The sequence below is a fragment of the Halomonas sp. AOP22-C1-8 genome (assembly GCF_052378905.1).
GTDB lineage: Bacteria > Pseudomonadota > Gammaproteobacteria > Pseudomonadales > Halomonadaceae > Vreelandella > Vreelandella citrativorans.
Genome location: NZ_JBQSYD010000008.1, coordinates 56,560 through 73,660, shown reverse-complemented (window position 1 = coordinate 73,660; position 17,101 = coordinate 56,560). Strand labels below are relative to the sequence as shown.

General features: G+C 55.0%; 14 protein-coding genes, 5 tRNA genes and 1 pseudogene. 11 read left to right on the top strand and 9 right to left on the bottom strand.

The features are described 5' to 3' along the window. The first annotated feature begins 39 nt into the window (after nt 1–39). On the top strand, nt 40–951 hold the full coding sequence (gene ttcA, locus ACT3TY_RS06415; protein ID WP_172117426.1) for a tRNA 2-thiocytidine(32) synthetase TtcA: 912 nt from the start codon (nt 40–42) through the stop codon (nt 949–951). Here the strand turns inward: ttcA and fnr are convergent. The 4 genes from fnr to ACT3TY_RS06395 all read right to left on the bottom strand — a co-directional run bounded on the left by fnr (nt 938) and on the right by ACT3TY_RS06395 (nt 5,843). Continuing rightward, nucleotides 938–1,690, bottom strand: coding sequence for a fumarate/nitrate reduction transcriptional regulator Fnr (gene fnr, locus ACT3TY_RS06410; protein ID WP_172117427.1), 753 nt, complete (start codon nt 1,688–1,690; stop codon nt 938–940). The genes ttcA and fnr overlap by 14 nt on opposite strands. A 62-nt stretch (nt 1,691–1,752) precedes the next feature. Beyond that, complete coding sequence (gene hemN, locus ACT3TY_RS06405; RefSeq protein ID WP_441677221.1) at nt 1,753–3,180, bottom strand: oxygen-independent coproporphyrinogen III oxidase; 1,428 nt, start codon at nt 3,178–3,180, stop codon at nt 1,753–1,755. Nucleotides 3,181–3,264: 84 nt separating this feature from the next. Next, nucleotides 3,265–3,990, bottom strand: a complete 726-nt coding sequence (locus tag ACT3TY_RS06400) for a sulfite exporter TauE/SafE family protein (protein WP_172117429.1) — start codon at nt 3,988–3,990, stop codon at nt 3,265–3,267. Continuing rightward, a complete protein-coding gene (locus ACT3TY_RS06395) occupies nt 3,987–5,843 on the bottom strand; it encodes a heavy metal translocating P-type ATPase metal-binding domain-containing protein (protein WP_444627682.1) in 1,857 nt (618 codons plus the stop codon). The genes ACT3TY_RS06400 and ACT3TY_RS06395 overlap by 4 nt, the downstream gene beginning before the upstream one ends. 144 nt (nt 5,844–5,987) lie before the next feature. Here ACT3TY_RS06395 and ACT3TY_RS06390 point away from each other — a divergent pair, with 144 nt between their 5' ends. The 6 genes from ACT3TY_RS06390 (at nt 5,988) to ACT3TY_RS06365 (ending at nt 7,388) form a co-directional block, all read left to right on the top strand. Continuing rightward, nucleotides 5,988–6,725 (top strand): alpha/beta fold hydrolase, encoded by a 738-nt coding sequence (locus tag ACT3TY_RS06390; protein WP_441677217.1) that lies wholly within the window; start codon nt 5,988–5,990, stop codon nt 6,723–6,725. Nucleotides 6,726–6,813: 88 nt separating this feature from the next. Then, nucleotides 6,814–6,889 (top strand) — tRNA-Val (locus tag ACT3TY_RS06385). Between the two features lie 59 nt (nt 6,890–6,948). Beyond that, nucleotides 6,949–7,025: transfer RNA gene (locus tag ACT3TY_RS06380), tRNA-Asp, on the top strand. 38 nt (nt 7,026–7,063) lie between these two features. Then, a tRNA-Asp gene (locus tag ACT3TY_RS06375) sits at nt 7,064–7,140 on the top strand. Nucleotides 7,141–7,179: 39 nt separating this feature from the next. After that, a tRNA-Val gene (locus ACT3TY_RS06370) sits at nt 7,180–7,255 on the top strand. A gap of 56 nt (nt 7,256–7,311) precedes the next feature. Next, nucleotides 7,312–7,388, top strand: a tRNA-Asp gene (locus ACT3TY_RS06365). A gap of 90 nt (nt 7,389–7,478) precedes the next feature. On the opposite strand, the gene ACT3TY_RS06360 is transcribed toward ACT3TY_RS06365, so the two are convergent. Genes ACT3TY_RS06360 through glcD form a run of 4 tightly spaced genes read right to left on the bottom strand, consistent with a single transcriptional unit; the run spans nt 7,479 to nt 11,777 of the window. After that, on the bottom strand, nt 7,479–7,880 hold the full coding sequence (locus ACT3TY_RS06360; protein WP_087111863.1) for a GlcG/HbpS family heme-binding protein: 402 nt from the start codon (nt 7,878–7,880) through the stop codon (nt 7,479–7,481). Between the two features lie 29 nt (nt 7,881–7,909). Further along, on the bottom strand, nt 7,910–9,145 hold the full coding sequence (glcF, locus tag ACT3TY_RS06355) for a glycolate oxidase subunit GlcF (RefSeq protein WP_441677215.1): 1,236 nt from the start codon (nt 9,143–9,145) through the stop codon (nt 7,910–7,912). A gap of 14 nt (nt 9,146–9,159) precedes the next feature. Continuing rightward, complete coding sequence (glcE, locus tag ACT3TY_RS06350) at nt 9,160–10,260, bottom strand: glycolate oxidase subunit GlcE (RefSeq protein WP_441677213.1); 1,101 nt, start codon at nt 10,258–10,260, stop codon at nt 9,160–9,162. Nucleotides 10,261–10,277: 17 nt separating this feature from the next. Continuing rightward, the gene (gene glcD / locus ACT3TY_RS06345; RefSeq protein WP_441677211.1) at nt 10,278–11,777 is read right to left on the bottom strand and encodes a glycolate oxidase subunit GlcD; all 1,500 of its coding nucleotides are present in this window, start codon (nt 11,775–11,777) and stop codon (nt 10,278–10,280) included. A gap of 213 nt (nt 11,778–11,990) precedes the next feature. On the opposite strand from glcD, the gene glcC reads away from it, so the two are divergent. Beyond that, nucleotides 11,991–12,767, top strand: coding sequence for a transcriptional regulator GlcC (gene glcC / locus ACT3TY_RS06340; RefSeq protein WP_444627680.1), 777 nt, complete (start codon nt 11,991–11,993; stop codon nt 12,765–12,767). A 98-nt stretch (nt 12,768–12,865) separates the two neighbouring features. Then, nucleotides 12,866–13,390, top strand: a complete 525-nt coding sequence (locus tag ACT3TY_RS06335) for a gamma carbonic anhydrase family protein (protein WP_441677207.1) — start codon at nt 12,866–12,868, stop codon at nt 13,388–13,390. A gap of 115 nt (nt 13,391–13,505) precedes the next feature. On the opposite strand, the gene ACT3TY_RS06330 is transcribed toward ACT3TY_RS06335, so the two are convergent. After that, a complete protein-coding gene (locus ACT3TY_RS06330) occupies nt 13,506–15,197 on the bottom strand; it encodes an L-lactate permease (RefSeq protein ID WP_441677205.1) in 1,692 nt (563 codons plus the stop codon). 506 nt (nt 15,198–15,703) lie between these two features. Here ACT3TY_RS06330 and ACT3TY_RS06325 point away from each other — a divergent pair. Beyond that, nucleotides 15,704–16,386 (top strand): annotated as a pseudogene (locus ACT3TY_RS06325) (glutathione S-transferase N-terminal domain-containing protein). 197 nt (nt 16,387–16,583) lie between these two features. Further along, complete coding sequence (locus ACT3TY_RS06320; RefSeq protein ID WP_172117440.1) at nt 16,584–16,982, top strand: phasin family protein; 399 nt, start codon at nt 16,584–16,586, stop codon at nt 16,980–16,982. Nucleotides 16,983–17,101 lie beyond the last annotated feature (119 nt).

The window sequence follows — 17,101 nt, the reverse complement described above, 5'->3', positions numbered from 1 at the left end:
ATAGCGGCTGCTCCTTCTACCATTGGCAGTGCTTATATCATGCAACACCTTGATCATTTTGACCCCGCCGCGGCAACCGTTGCACCGACGCCTGACCTGCAAGGCCAGCCGGCGCTTGAGGACGCCAAACAAAAACGCGAATTCAACAAGTTGCAAAAGCGACTGCGGCGCGAGGTAGGTAATGCGATTATCGATTACCAAATGATCAATGAGGGTGATCGGATCATGGTCTGCCTGTCGGGTGGTAAAGACAGCTACACCATGCTTGAGATTTTACGCAACCTGCAGCGCAATGCGCCGGTGAATTTTTCACTGGTGGCGGTCAATATGGACCAAAAGCAGCCTGGTTTTCCTGAGCATATACTGCCCCGGTATCTGGAAAAACTCGGCGTGGAGTACCGCATTCTGGAGCGCGACACATACTCGGTAGTGAAAGAAAAAACGCCGGAAGGCAAGACAACTTGCGCGCTTTGCTCGCGGTTAAGGCGCGGGTCGCTTTACGGGTTTGCCGAAGAAATCGGCGCCAACAAGATCGCCCTTGGCCATCATCGTGAAGATATTCTGGAAACGCTGTTTCTCAATATGTTCTTTGGCGGCAGCCTGAAGGCAATGCCGCCCAAGCTGCTTTCCGATGACGGCAAGAATGTCGTGATTCGTCCGCTGGCCTACTGTAAAGAGGCGGATATTGCGGAGTTTTCGCGCCTGATGGAGTTCCCGATTATTCCCTGCAACCTGTGCGGTTCGCAGCCGAACATGCAGCGTCAGGTCGTTAAGGAAATGCTGGCCGAGTGGGACAAAAAGTATCCGGGGCGTTTGGAAAGCATGTTTAAAGCGGTCACTAACGTCGCGCCTTCGCAGCTAGCTGACCGCGACCTGTTTGACTTTGCGGGACTGGAAGCCAAACAGGAAGCACTCATGGCGGGGCGTATTGAAGCATTTAACGTGAGCTAATCACCGGCTCTTCCTCTTCAGCAAGCGCTATAAGCCGCTGCATATCGAGGATGTTAACCTCGCGCCCTGAGACGGCCACCACGTCTTGCTGCTGAAAACGGCTCAAGATACGGCTGACCGTCTCAACCGCCAGCCCCAGATAATTGCCGATATCCGCACGCGCCATTGAAAGCCTAAAGCTGTAAGGCGAGTAACCCCGACGCCGAAAACGCTCTGAAAGCGTCAGTAGAAAACTGGCCAGCCGCTGGTCGGCGGTTTTGCGCGACAACAGGCGCATCATGCGCCGGTCATCGCGAAGCTCCTTGCTCATACTGCGGTACAGCTGACCACGAAGCTCCGGCAGCTCCTCTGAAAGCAGGTCCAGCCGATCAAAGGGAATTTCGCAGATGGTGGTGGTTTCAAGGGCAATCACGCTGCCTGGGTAGTGCTCTTCGTCAATGCCGTCCAATCCGACAAGCTCGCTGGGCAAAAAGAAGTTAGTGAGCTGATCGTTGCCATTACCTTCGCTGGTTACCTGTTTTAGGCTGCCTGAGCGAACGGCATACACACTGGTAAAACGGTCGCCTTGACGAAACAGTGTTTCGCCCTTTTTCAGCGGTGCTCGGCGTCTGATGATGGCATCAAACTGCCCCATGCCTTCAAGCTCAAGCGCTAGTGGAAGGCAAAGCGAGCTTAGGCTGCAGGTCTGGCAGCGTGCTTCTTGAAGAAGCGAGCGTCGTTGGCTTGTCGAGGGTAGCATGACTATCTCCCTGTTTCTCTTTTGCCTAAATGGCTATCTACCGCAGGCGTTGATGCCGCCGGTTAAACGATTCTTGAGTAGCGTTGGCCTGAGTGCCCCGGAAGGTAAGCATCAAACGCCATGGCCAGTTGGCGAATCAGTAAACGGCCCATTGGCGTCGCCTCAAGCGTATCATCCAAGCGAACGATTAGCCCGTCCTGTTCAGCAGTGCGTAGGCTTTCCAGCGCACTGGCAAAGTAGTCGTTGGCGTTAACCTGCCATTGCCGGCTAACCGCTGCTAAATCCAGGCGCATATCGCACATTAAACGTTCGATAACGTCGGCTCGTATTAGGTCATCCTGATTTAATCGTACGCCTTTCACGGTAGCCAGTCGACCTTGATCCAGGTTCTCTTCGTAGCTAGCCAGGTCAGTAGGGTTTTGCGCATAGCTATCGCCTATTCGGGAAATAGCTGACACGCCCAGACCGATAAGATCGCATCTGGCATGGCTGGAGTAGCCCTGAAAATTGCGCTGTAGGGTGCCGTTGGCTTGGGCAACCGCCAGGCTGTCATTGGGTTTGGCAAAGTGATCCATCCCAATATGTTGATAGCCCGCAGCGGTCAGCATGTCGATGGTCGTACGCAGAATCGAAAGCTTTTCATCCGCACCTGGCAGGTCATCCACGCTGATACGTCGCTGAGGCTTGAAGCGTTCAGGCAAATGCGCGTAATTAAACACGGATAAACGCGCCGGATTTAACGCGATCACCTGTTCAAGCGTCTTGGCGAAGCTCCTTTCCGTTTGAAAGGGCAGACCGTAGATTAAATCCAGATTCAGCGAGAGAAAGCCCAACCGGTGTGCTTCATCCATTAGTGTTTCGGTAAGCACGCGAGGCTGATGACGGTTAATCGCCTTTTGAACGCGTGGGTCCAGGTCCTGTACGCCAAGGCTCAGGCGGTTGAAGCCCAAAGACTGCAGGTGGCGCAGGGTTAAAACATCGGCTTCGCGCGGGTCGATCTCAATGGCGTAGTCACGCTCTGGTGCGTTTGAAAGACCGAAGCGTGCGTCCAGGCGGTCAATCAAGTCGCCCATCTGCTCCAGTGAAAGAAACGTAGGGGTGCCTCCGCCCCAGTGCAACTGATTGACAGGGCGCTTTGTATCCAGATGACGGGCCGTCAGGACCATCTCACGATCTAGCCGATAGAGATACGACTCGGCCAGGGCGGTGTTCTTCGTGGCAATTTTATTGCACGCGCAATAAAAGCAGATTTTGCGACAAAACGGGATATGGACATAGATGGAGAGCGGGCGCTGGCTTGCGTTGCTGCGCTCAATGGCCTGGGTCGCATTTTCGGCGGTAAACCCTTCGTGAAAGGCCAGCGCCGTCGGGTAGGAGGTGTAGCGTGGGCCGCTTTTATCATAACGGCGCAGCAATGCGTCATCCCAGCGGGTGCTGGATGACGCGGTAGCAGTAACGGATGAGGGGACAGCCGTGGCACATACAGGCATGAAGAGGCGCTCCGGTAGCTGAAAATACGTTTTAAAAGCTACCGATAGGCTAGAGAACATAGCGCTGTAGTGCGTTGCGCCAGGTCAATGATTGGCGTGTGAGTGTCCGCCTGAATGCCCACCTGAGTGCATGTTGAGTGCCCAAAGCTGCCATACGGCAAAGCCGATAATGACGAGCGCAGCGATGGTTCTTGTCGCGGGGTGACGAATAAGATGTTTAAGCTTGCGTGCAGCAAGTCCTGTGGCCAGTAGTGTAGGCAGGGTGCCCAGGCCAAAAGCGCCCATTAATAAAGCCCCTTGAAGCGGCCGGGCCGTCGCCAGGCTCCAGGCCAGCATTGAATACACCAGCCCACAGGGCAGCCAGCCCCAAATGGCGCCTAGCGCGCATGCCTGGGGGAAATGAACCACCGGCATCAAGCGTCGGCCCCAGGGCTCAAGGTGACGCCATAATCGTTTGCCCACGGCTTCCACGCGCAAAAGCCCTTTCCACCAGTTAGCAATATACAGCGCCATGAGAATCAGCATGAGCGCTGCAACGCCTTGCAACAACTGGCGCGCCAGCAGTGAGGGCGAAAGCACGGTGCCCAACGCGGCTACCAGCGCGCCTGCCGTCATGTAGCTTAATATTCGGCCCAAGTTGTAGCTTAGCAGTAGGCCGCCCATACGCGCCGAGCTACGCATGCTGGGCGGAATGGCAAAGGTTAATGCGCTCATGACGCCTCCGCACATGCCGATGCAGTGGGCCCCGCCCATCAATCCAAACACGAACGCGGCGATAAGCGGAGGAAGATCAAGCCCGGTCGGGTTCATGGCACGCCTTTGACTGCTGAAGTGGATAAATGGGAGGTGGATACGTTGGAAGTAGATAGCCTGTGTGAAAAGCGTAGCGTATTAGCAATGACGGCAAGCACACTGACGCCAGCGCCCGTGATGGCGCCAAACGGCGATAGAACGCCTACTGCCGCCAGGCAAAGCGCTATCACGCTGATGGAGGCCGCCATACCCATTGAGTGTTGTATGCAGCGCTGCGTGGCGCGCGCAATGCCAAGGGTTTCTACGGCGCGCCCGCTTCGTGGGCTGAGTATGACCACGTCTGAGCAAGACGCTATCGCCTCGTCTGCTGCCTGCGTTGTTGTGGCCAATGAAAGCAGGGCGCAAGGATTCGTCATCACCACGCCTCGTGTGCGTAACTGCTGGTAAGCGACCGTCAGCGCCGCTGGGGTTGCCAACGCCAGTGCGCAAGGACTGCCTGCTATTAGCAGAGAAAGCAGTACATCCAATGCCAGTAGCGGTTTAAACCACCACCAAAGGGCTGCCACGCTCAGCGTTATGATAAGCAGGCCAGCGGTCCATTTGTGCACGCTGCGCGCGTTAATACTGGCCAGGTGCTTCCCAGTAAAAGCAGCGCCAACTAGGGCGCTTAGTACTGCAATACGGGTATGGGCAGGCGGTTGGACTACGTTAATCACCAGCGGGTTTTCGAGGTTTTGGCAGCCTGCCAGCACGCTATCTCCTTTCGCGTAACTCACCGGGAGCGGTTCGCCGGTGAGCTGTGAGGTGTTCAGGCTTGATGCGCCTTGCTCGATAATGCCGTCAGCAGGTATCCGCTGCCCCGCGTTCACTACGATACGATCACCTGGGCAAAGCTCACACGCGGGTAAAATTCGCTCGCTTTTATCGGGGTTACGCCGAATGGTTGTGGCGGGTAGGGCTCCTTTAAATGTGTCTTGAGGGCTTCTTAAAATGGGTAATGATCGAGCGCAGCCAAAAAGCAGTAACAGCGTTGTGAGCAGCGCAATCATGCCAACGTACATGCCAACGTTGTGCTCCCCTGTGTGAAAAAACGATGCGTAGCCGCTGGCCAGGTAAGCGCAGCCCAGTGCCAAGGTAATGGGCACGGCCGGACCCAACAAGCCACGCTTTATATCGGCAAGCGCTTGTCGAAAAAAAGGCGGCGTGGCAAACAGCATGACAAGCGTTGCCAGTACCATGGGAAGCCAGTGAAGCAGCGTAGTAGTATGCGTATTGAGATCCCCTCGTACTTCACTCGGCAAAAAAAGCATGAGCAGCGTGATACCGAGAAGGCACGCCCCCGATACTCCCAGCCGCCAGGCACACAGGCGTTTTTTATAGCGCACGCGTTCCTGTGCAGGGTCTGGCTCAAAAGGCAGGGCGCTGTAGCCAATGCCGGCAAGCTCGGCCAGTAGCTGGGAAAGCTTAAGCTTGCTGGGGTGCCAGCTAACGTGAAGGCGATGCCGTGATAAATCGACGGCACTTGAAATGATGCCTTTCAGCGCATTTAAGCGATGTTCAATTAACCAGCCACAGGCATTGCAGGTAATACCTTCTACCGCGAGCGTAGCGCTTAACTGGTCACTGTCGACGCCAGGGGGCAACGTTTTCCGGAATTTTGCCTCAAATTCAGGGCTGTCGAAATACGCCCATGCATCGCTATCGAGTGTCTCTCCGGCAGGCGTTTCGGGCAGCTCAGTGCGCTGCTGGTAATAGCGCGCCAGGCCGCCCTGTACAATGGCATGGGCAACGGCCTCGCAGCCTGGGCAGCACAACGGGTACGTGGTATCGCCCAGCGTTATATGCCAAGGCGCATTGCTCGGAACAGGGCTGCCACAGTGGTAACAAGAGGAGGCCGATAACGTTGTCATGGCTTCGCTGCCCGTGCTTTAAATAACCGTATCATCAACGCTTTATCAGGTAAGAGTGTTTCCTTAAGGTAGCAGCCATCGGAAAACTCTTGAATGAATAGTGAAGGTTTAGCGGATTAAAATGCCAGGAGAAAGAAAACAGTGATGCCAGACGCTTATGCAGGATATTTGCCCCTTCCACCAGACGCGCTGGAAGATGTCTTGGCGAAAACTGAAGCCCCCGGCTTCTTTTTGGTGGAGGGGCTTGGGCCGCTGGCAGTGGTGGGGCGGGCGCGTATCGGGCGAATTTTATGGGCGCATGGCGCAGGTGCTGGGCATCAGTCATCTTTTATGCAGCGCATGATCAATGGGCTGGCAGCCCAAGGGCTTCAGGTGTTTGCGATTGACTTTCCCTATATGCAGCAGATTAATCAACAGGGTAAACGCCGCCCGCCACCGCCGGTTGCTCACACGGTAGCGCATTTTACTGCCTGGTATCGTCTGCTTGCGCCATTAGCGGCATCGCCACTGTGGGTGGGCGGAAAGTCAATGGGCGGACGAATTGCGACGATGTTGGCCAGCCAGCAGGCTTGCCCTGGTGTTATCGCCGCGGGCTATCCGTTTCATCCGCCGAAAGCGCCTGAAAAACGTCGGTTAAGTCACTGGCCTGATATTCACTGTCCGGTATTGGTACTGCAAGGCGAGCGTGACCCGTTTGGTACGCGTGAAGAAGTAATTGGCTATCCATTAACGCCTCAAACCAGGCTTGACTGGCTAACTGATGGTGACCATGACTTTAAGCCACGGCGCGCTTCTGGATTAAAACATGAGTTTTTGATTGACGAGGCGGCCTCACTTGCGGCATCCTTCGTCCGCGCTCATGGAACGCCTTCGGGAATGTGAGCAACGCGCTGGTTTAAATCACAAAGTTTAAACATAACGTGTTGACATTCAGCGAGGCTTCTGTAGAATGCAGCGCCACGTGACCAGCGGGTGGTTAGCTCAGTTGGGAGAGCACCAGCCTTACAAGCTGGGGGTCACTGGTTCGAACCCAGTACCACCCACCATCGAAAGATGGCCTGGAAACGTAAAGCAGTACCAAAGTAATATCAGCATGATGTAATGCGGACCGGTAGTTCAGTTGGTTAGAATGCCGGCCTGTCACGCCGGAGGTCGCGAGTTCGAGTCTCGTCCGGTCCGCCATCATCATACGGTTTACTTTGTAGCAGTTATCGCTATTCGGACCGGTAGTTCAGTTGGTTAGAATGCCGGCCTGTCACGCCGGAGGTCGCGAGTTCGAGTCTCGTCCGGTCCGCCACGATAACTTGCAGATTCGTTGATTAAAGATCAACACCCTGGGTGGTTAGCTCAGTTGGGAGAGCACCAGCCTTACAAGCTGGGGGTCACTGGTTCGAACCCAGTACCACCCACCATTTAAAGTCCTTTTAAATGGTTGTCATTGTAATACCGCGTTAAGTGCCTTATATGTGGACCGGTAGTTCAGTTGGTTAGAATGCCGGCCTGTCACGCCGGAGGTCGCGAGTTCGAGTCTCGTCCGGTCCGCCATTAAGCACCTTCGGTTTATACCGAACGAATTCTAAAACCCCGGATCATTGATCCGGGGTTTTTCGTATGTGCACGGGTTGGTTACGCCAGTCAGGCAACCGCGCTAACACCTGCCTTGGCAATCTGGACGTCCTGCTCAGGTTTTACACCGGAAATGCCTACCGCGCCGATCACTTGCCCATCGACGATCACCGGAACGCCACCTGACAATAAGCCAGGGAAGGGCGCGGAAACAAATGCAGTGCGGCCACCGTTAATCATCTCTTCAAACACCTGCGTTTCCTTGCGGCCAATAGCGGCATTACGCGCTTTATGAGAGGCGATTTCCGCGCTAAAGGGCGCGGCTCCATCCAGGCGACGTAGCGCCAGCAGGTGGCCGCCATCGTCAGTGACCACAATCGTCACCGGCCAGCGGTTGTTGTCCGCTTCTTGTTGCGCGGCATCAAGTATCTTGTTGATATCGGTAAGCGTCAGTACGGCTTTGGTTTGCATGGCATTTCCTGTTGGTTGGTTAATGGATGTTATTGAGCAAGTGCGGCGTCTACCACTTCGACCCAGTGACGAACCGGCGTCCGGTTCGCGCCTGCCAGGTGCGTTTGGCAGCCAATATTAGCCGTTACGATAAGCGCTGGGTTGCCTGCCTCCAGGGCATTGAGCTTATTGTCGCGCAGCTGTGTGGCCAGTTCCGGCTGGGTGACCGAGTAGGTGCCCGCTGAACCGCAGCAGAGATGAGCATCCTGCACCGGGGTCAGCGTAAACCCTAACGTGGTTAATACGCCTTCAACCGCGCCGTTAAGCTTCTGGGCGTGTTGTAGCGTGCAGGGGCAGTGAAAGGCCAGCCGCTGAGTCTCTTTTACCTGAAGGGCGTCCAGGGGTTCCTCGCGAAGTATCTCAACAATGTCTTTTGCCAGCGCACTGACTCTCTGGGCCTTTTCAGCATAGCGCGGGTCATCCTTGAGCATATAGCCATACTCTTTGATAAATGCCCCGCAGCCACTGGCCGTTTGAACAATGGCTTCCGCTCCTTGCTCAATATGTGGCCACCAGGCATCAATATTGGCGCGCATGCGTGCTCGGCCGTCATCCTGGGCGTTGAGGTGAAAGTCAATGGCCCCGCAGCAACCCGCTTCTGTGACGGGCGTTAAGCTAATATCCAGTCGGTCCAGCAGCCGCGCTGTGGCGGCGTTGGTGTTGGGCGATAACCCAGGCTGCACGCATCCCTCTAGCATCAGCATTTTCCGAGTATGCTGCGTACTGCCCGGCCGTTTGCCGGCATCAACGGGCGCGGCTGGCATTTTATTGCGTAGCTTGCCTGGCACCAGCGGCTTGAAGGTTTGGCCCAGTTTAAGCAGCGCCTTGAAGCGCGTTGGCTCCACCATCATTTTACGCAGTGCGTAGCGCTGGGCACGCTCGGCTGGCGGGCGCGGTACCCGACGCTCAATTTCAGCGCGGCCGATATTTAACAGCTTGTGATACTCGACCCCGGAAGGGCAGGTCGTTTCACAGTTCTGGCAGGTTAGGCAGCGGTCCAGGTGCAGCCGGGTTTCTGCGGTGACCTGGTCATCGTCGTCGCGGCTTTCCAGCAGCTCCTTCATCAGGTAGATGCGCCCGCGGGGGCCGTCACGCTCATCGCCCAGCAACTGGTAAGTGGGGCAGGTCGCGTTACAGAAACCGCAGTGTACGCAGGTGCGCAAAATGCGCTCCGCCTCCTGAATATGCGGCTTTTGAAGATCCGCATCGGTAAAATGCGTTTGCATATCAGTTCTCCTGATTAAAGCGCCGCATAAAGACGACCGGGATTAAAAATAGCGTGAGTATCCAGCTCCGTTTTCAGCCTACGGTGATACTTTTCAACCACGCTGTTTAACGGCGTAAAGGGCTCAGCGGCCCCACCTTGCGCCTGCGGGGTGTAGCAGGTAGCGTGCCCGCCGGCGGCCTGGCATGCCTTGCGTAATGTTGCTGCATCGAGGGTGGTTTTTACCCAGCGCTGGCTGCCGCCCCAGTCGTAAAAGATATCTTGCTGGGGAATATCCAATGCAAGCGGGGCAGTGTTCGGAGGGAGTGAAAGGCGCCACAGCGGTGGGGCATCGCGGTACTTAAAGAAGTCATGGGTATGATCACGCAGCGAGGCCCAAAAGCTGGCCTCCAGCGGTTCGCCCCCCAGGCGCTCACGGGTCGCTTTTACCGAGCTTTCGCCCCCCTCCAGGCGAATAAATAACTCGCCTGCGTGCCAAGCGGCGGCAGTGATGGGAAGCGGCTCGCGGCCAAGTTCAGCCAGTTTGTGTAAGGCCTCTTCAAGGCTTAGTGACAGGCGCAGACAGTGGCTTGCGGTGGGAACAGGCAGCACCTTAAAGGAGATGTCGGCCAGTACGCCAAGCGTGCCTTGGGCACCGGTCATTAAGCGGGAAAGATCATACCCCGCCACGTTTTTCATCACCTCGCCACCAAAGCGCAGCAGCTTGCCCTCTTGGGTAATAATGCGTGTGCCGAGCACAAAGTCGCGTGCGGCACCCGCCCAGGGGCGCCGGGGGCCAGAAAGCCCGGTGGCTACGGCGCCGCCAATGGTGCTGTTCTCACCAAAGGAGGGCGGCTCAAAGGGGAGCATTTGATGGTGTTCGGCAAGCGCTGCCTGAAGCACGCTTAATCGTGTGCCCGCCCGCACGGTGACCACCAGCTCTACCGGGTCGTAAGAGACAATGCCGCTGTGCTCTGCCATGTGCAGCGGCTGGCCTTCCACAGGGCGGCCATAAAACGCACGAGTGTTCCCCCCTGCAATACGCAGTGGCGTGCGCGTTTCATAGGCGTTACGCACCTGGTCACACAGGCGCTCAGAGATATCGCGGTCTGCGGCGTTAATCGCTAGATCGGTCATGAGTGTTCCTTATGCCATCAAAAACGCGGAAGCTCCGGGTGCGGCAATTCATTGTTATGCACATGCATGGCGCCAAATTCGGCACAGCGAGCAAGCGTAGGGATGTTTTTACCGGGGTTGAGCAGGCGCTTTGCATCAAACGCGGCTTTTAGCGCATGAAAAATGCGAATCTCATCGGCCTGGAACTGGCTGCACATCTGATTGATTTTTTCGCGCCCCACGCCGTGCTCGCCGGTAATGGACCCGCCCGCTTCCACGCAAAGCTCCAGAATCTTGCCGCCAACGTCCTCGGCAAGCGCAAGCTGCCCCTCTTTGTTGGCATCAAACAGAATCAGCGGGTGCATGTTGCCATCGCCTGCGTGAAACACGTTGGCCACGGCCAGACCACTCTGTTCAGAAAGTGCGGCGATGCCCTTGAGTACGCGCGGCAATTCGCGGCGAGGGATCGTGCCGTCCATGCAGTAGTAGTCAGGCGACATACGGCCAACCGCTGGGAAGGCATTTTTACGTCCGGCCCAAAACATGGCTCGCTCAGCCTCATCGCGGGCCTGTTGAATCTGTGTGGCGCCTGCCTTTTCGAGTACCCGACGTACCGTTTCACAGTCGTCATCTACATCTGCCTCAACGCCATCCAGCTCACACAGCAAAATGGCTTCAGCATCCATGGGGTAGCCTGCTTTAACAAAATCTTCAGCCGCTTTAATGGCTAGCCTGTCCATCATTTCCAGCCCGCCTGGAATGATGCCTGCGGCAATAATGTCGCCCACCGCTCGGCCCGCTTTTTCAATATCGTTGAAGCTTGCCATCAAGACCTTGGCGGTTTCCGGCTTGGGCAACAGCTTAACGGTAATTTCAGTCACCACACCGAGCATGCCCTCTGAGCCATTCATCAGTGCCAGAAGATCAAACCCCGGCGCATCCAGCGACTCGGCGCCCAGCGTCATGTGCTCGCCTTCAATAGTGAGCACGTCAACACGGAGTACGTTATGCACCGTGAGCCCGTACTTTAAACAGTGCACGCCGCCTGCGTTTTCTGCCACGTTGCCACCAATTGAGCAGGCGATTTGAGATGACGGGTCAGGGGCGTAGTAAAGCCCGTAAGGCGCGGCCGCTTCAGAAATAGCCAGGTTGCGTACCCCAGGCTGCACGCGCGCCAGGCGGGCGTCCGGGTCAACGCTTAAAACACGATTAAAACGCGACATTACCAGCAGCACACCTTGTTCAAGCGGAAGTGCGCCGCCGGAAAGGCCGGTGCCCGCTCCGCGCGTCACTACGGGCACATCCAGTGCGTGGCAGCGCTTTAGCAGGGCTTCAACCTGCTCAAGGTTCTCGGGCAGCGCCACCAGCATGGGTAGCACCCGGTACGCCGCCAAGCCATCGCACTCAAAAGGGCGCAGGTCTTCTTCCCGGTGCAGCAGGGTCATGGAGGGCACTGCCTGCTGTATATCGCTTAAAACCTCGGCTTTATCGCGGTGGACCAACTCGCCGTCAAGGCGCTCATCAAAGAGAATATTCATCACAACTTCTCTGGTTTTTTTATCGTTAAAGGTAACCGCACGGTCAATTCGCTATGGCATCAGTCTGAGCTTTTTTTGTGCGGCTGTCCAGGGTGTGGTGCAATGGTCAGACCAGTAATTAGTCGATGTTGAAACGCGCTGCCGCCTGCTTGCCAACGGGTAAATCTTACCTTGCCATGGGCGACCAACCAGCGCCTGGATGAGAGAAAACAGATGTCCTTTTCCAATCAAGAACCTGTGCTTGGCCTGCGTACGCCTGACCATGTTGCCGCCCGTTTGGAGCGCTTGATTCTGGATGGCGTCTTTCGGCCAGGCCAACTGCTGCCTTCTGAACGGCGCCTCTGCGAGCGGCTTAAAGTATCCAGAGCTTCGCTGCGTGAAGGTCTGCGCATTCTGCGTAGCAGAGGCGTGATTGAAACTCGCCAAGGGCATGGCTCAACCGTGGCATCGCTTCTCCCCATGCAGGATAAAAGCCCGTTGATGCACCTGTTCCATGATCACCCACGCACGCTGTTTGATCTGCTCGAAGTGCGCGCTCTGCTGGAAGGAGAGTCGGCTTTTTTGGCGGCGACGAGAGGTACCTCCATGGACCGCGTGTTGATTACCCGGCGCTACCAGGAGCTGGCGGATTATGCCGAGCACGCCGAGTGCATTGACGTTGAGCGGCTGGCGCGGCTTGACCACGCCTTTCATCTCGCCGTCTCCCAGGCATCGCACAACCCGGTGCTGGTACATACACTGCAAAGCCTGACCGACCTGCTGCTAAGTTCGGTATTTGCCTCGGTTAAGCATCTTTACCACCGTACGGGCCCGCGTGAAATGATCAACCGCCAGCATGCCCGGCTGCATGATGCGGTTGTCGCCGGCGACGCCGAACAGGCCAGGCGGGTGGCGCTGGAGCATCTCACCAGCATTACCGAGCTGCTACGGGAGCTGGAAGTAGAGAGCGAACGTCTGGAGCGCTCAGCCATGCGTATGGAGCCGTGGTAATGCTTTGCTGATGAAAATACCTGGCTAAAAGATTCACGTTGCTCAGCGGCTGACACAGACGCTAGCCTAGGCGATGACAATAATCAAAGGAGAGCGATGTGGCTATTTACCAGTTCGGTGAGCACCAGCCTGATATTCATGACGACGTGTACGTTGCTGAAACCGCAGACGTGATAGGGCAGGTAACCTTAAAAGCGCGCTCCAGCGTCTGGTATCAAGCGGTGTTGCGCGGTGACAGCGACCTTTTGGAAATAGGCGAAGAGAGCAATATTCAGGATGGCGCGGTATTGCATGCCGACCCAGGATATCCTCTCAAAGTGGGGCGCGGTGTCACGGTGGGCCACCAGGCCATGCTGCATGGTTGTAGCGTAGGCGATGGCTGTTTGATCGGTATTCAAGCCGTGGTGCTTAACGGCGCGGTGATCGGCGAAAACAGCCTGGTAGGTGCGGGGGCATTTATTAAAGAGGGCGCTGTGTTTCCGCCCAACTCGCTGATTGTGGGCTCACCTGCGCGGGTAGTACGCACGCTTTCTCCTGATGCCATAGAAGGGCTTAAGCTAAACGCGCAAAGCTATGTTATACGCGGCCAGCAGCATGCAACCTCGCTAAAACGCATCGATTAGCACATCAACTAATGCGTAGCTTTCTAACGACGTTCCTTTCGCGTACTTTTCTTTAAAGCACAACACCCCAAGGCAGGGCTTGGGGTGTTGTAAATGGTGACGCTAATCAGATGTTCTACATAAGTGGGTCCGTAACGCCAATCACATAGAACGCTACCATCGCAATAATACCCGCGAAGACAAGATAGTAGATGGTGGGAATAATGGTTTTACGAATGGTCGTACCTTCACGGCCCAGCAGGCCAACGGTCGCAGAAGCCGCCACAACGTTGTGAATCGCAATCATGTTACCCGCAGCGGCACCGACTGCCTGCAGAGCCACCATCATGGCAGTTGAAACGCCCAGCGTTTGGGCGACGTTAAATTGAAACTCTGCCAGCATCAGGTTAGAAACCGTATTGGAACCTGCAATAAAGGCACCCATAGCGCCCACTGTGGGGGCGAAGAAGGGATAAATGTTGCCCATGCCATGAGCAACTGCCTGCGCCATCATTACCGGCATTGACACCAGGTCCGCCCCGTTAACCCCTGAATTGATCAAAATACGTACCATGGGTACGGTGAAAATCAATACAAAGCCTGCGCCCAATATCGTTTTGGTGGATTCTGATACCGCCGCGCTTATTTTGCTCGGATTCATCTTGTGCAGGAAGTAGGTCACGATCACTACCGCCAAAATAATCCCGCCTGGCAGGTAAAGCGGCTGTACCCCCCCGCTAACGCCCGTTTCGCCTAGAATATTGTTCCAGTTCAAGCTGATAGAGGTGAGTGCCACCCGCAGCGGTTCAATGGTTCGTGAAGCTACCAGGAACAGCGCCAGCAATACGTAGGGAACCCAGCCCATAAAAGTAGACATCGGGGCTTTTCCGGCCACATCTTCAAGCTTGGTTTGCAGGTTGCCAATCCACTCATCCGGCCAAGAGGTTGATTCCGGAAAATCCCAGGTATCTTTGGGAAGTAAAAAGCCTTTACGCGCTGCCGGTACAACAATCGCCAGGCCGACCATGGCACCAATCATGGAGGGAAATTCCGGGCCCAGGAAAACGCCCACCAGCATATAAGGAATCACAAATGAAATGCCGGTGAAAAGGGCAAACGGTACAATCGAAAGCCCCTCTTTCCAGGAGCGGTTGGCGCCGAAGAAACGCACCATCACCAGTACCAAAATCAGCGGCATGCAGATGCCGATGATGCCATGCGTAATAGCCACTTCGCTGGTGATCAGTTGGAAAAATGTGCCCCAGGTGGAGCCATCCGCTTCCAATTGTGCCGTTATGCCCGCGCGGTCCAGCCCGCTGCCCACGCCCACGATAATAGGCGTGCCCACGGCGCCGAACGACACCGGGGTAGATTGGATCATCATGCCCACTACGACCGCGGCAAGTGCCGGGAAGCCCAAGGCAACCATTAGCGGTGCGGCCACGGCGGCGGCGGTGCCGAAGCCAGAAGCGCCTTCAATAAAGCAACCAAACAGCCAGGCAACGATCAGTGCCTGAACGCGACGGTCCGGACTGATGCCTGAAAAACCATTGCGAATAGCGGTAATGCCCCCTGAATGCTTCAAGGTGTTGAGCAGCAAAATGGCGCCAAAAATAATCCACAGCAGGCCTGCTGTTTGGATAAGGCCTTGGATAGTCGAGGCGGCCACGCGGCTAAATGACATATCCCAAACCGTCAGCCCAATAGTGGCTGCGGTGAGGAATACAATCGGCATCGCTATTTTGGCCGGTATTTTAAAACCAACGAGTAAAATACCTGCCAGCAGTAATGGCAAAAAAGCCAGAAGAGCAAGTGTTGTTTCGTTCATAAGAAAACTGCCTTTTTATTTATGGGTATGCGCTATCTCTGTCTAATGGTTTAAGTGCTAAGAAGCCTCTGATTAACTATTGCGCTTGGTCATACTGCGTTAAAAATCATCTCGTGCGCGAGTCCGATCAAAATGCTCATTTACAAATTGTAAATTCCGCTTTTTCGTTGATTTTTGCCTTGTCTGACCTGTGCTCATTACGTTAATCAGAGGCTTCCTAAGCGCAACATTGAAAAGATACGGCTCAGAGCAAATAATAACACTATTACGAAACAGGTCTTGCCAAAAGGGGCAAGTTTGTAAGGTCTATATAAGCCCTTGCGTGAATTATAAATGATTGTTTTATATGTGTTGTTAATTGTTTTTAAGCTTCATTGAAGAGGGTCGTTATTAGACTAAAAGACAGTGCTGAGACTCGCTACTTCTCCAGCCAGTGCTTTAAGCTCAATGGCGATGAATGCGCCATTTTTAAATTTCCTCTTTTCATTAACGGTAAGGGCAAAAACATGACACGTACGCTCTATGACCTGTGTGGCCGTGACGAACGACTGCGTTTTTCTCCCTATTGCTGGCGCTTGCTCATAAAGGTCTGGCCTATAACACCATCGCTTGGCGGTTTGAGGACAAGCAGGCGCTGGCGTTCGCCGACTACGATAAAGTCCCGGTGCTGTGCGATGGGGATCAGGTCATTACCGATAGTTTTAAGATAATGCGCTACCTGGATAAAGCCTATCCCGATGCCCCTGTTTTGGGTGAAGGAGTGGCGTACCAACGCGCGCTGTTTTTTAAATACTATGTCGAGCGCAGCGTAACGCCTGCCCTGTTTCGTAGCGTTGCACCGGATTTATTGGCCGCCATTCACCCTGATGATCGTGATTACTTTCGTAAAACCCGTGAAGCGCGCTTTGGGGCACGCCTGGAAGATGTGCATAACCCCGAGCAGGGCAAGCAGCAGCTTTACCAAGTGCTGGCGCCGGTACGTGATCAGTTACATGGCAGTCCTTTTCTAGATGGCGAAACACCCAGCGGTATCGATTACTTACTGTTTGGAAGCATGATGTGGACCCACACCGTCTCGCTCGAGCCGATGACCGAACCCGATGATCCGGTTACTGAGTGGTTTACGCGTATGCTGGATGCTCATAATGGGGTTGCGCGCCAGGCAATCACGATTCGTGATTTAAATTAAAAATCGAATAACCTGCTGATTTAAAATCATATTGAGAGCTGTAGAGGCATGTAGCGCACGAGAATATAAAAAACCATGTTGCGATGCACAAAAGGCGCTGCTAGGTTTACGTACAGCAGCGGCAAATGCCAACGCATCAGCAGCGCCTCCACGACTAACGGGCGGCGGCCTGCTAGCTAACTCAAGGAGATGTCGTGATGATGAAGACTGCAGAGAATAACACCCAACAGTTCGAGTCTGCCTTTGTATCACCCATGCGTTCTTACACGCATGCAGCGCTTGATTACTATGAAAAGCTGATGGGTGCTCAACTTGATGCTGCCCGCGCTTACTCAGATATGACCATTTCCCAAGCACGCACCTGGCTGGAAGTTAAAGATGCCGATGGCTTTAAGAAAGCCATGGAAAGCCAGCAGCGCGTTGCCAGTGACTTCATGGAGCGGGTGAAAGGGGATTCTGAAAAAGTCACCTCTATCAGCCAGAGCTTTATGCAGGACAGCGCCAAAATGGCCGAAGAAAATGCCCAGAAGGCGAGCACTGCCACGCAGAAAGCGGCTGATAACGTTCAGAAGTCAGCAGAGTCGGCAAAAAAGTAAATCCCTGTTAAGCCATTTGCATGGCGCTGAAAGCGCTGCGATCCTCTGGACGCAGCGCTTTTTTATTGCTCATCATTAGCCGAACGTCATGTAATATCGCCCACTCAAGCAAGGCCAAG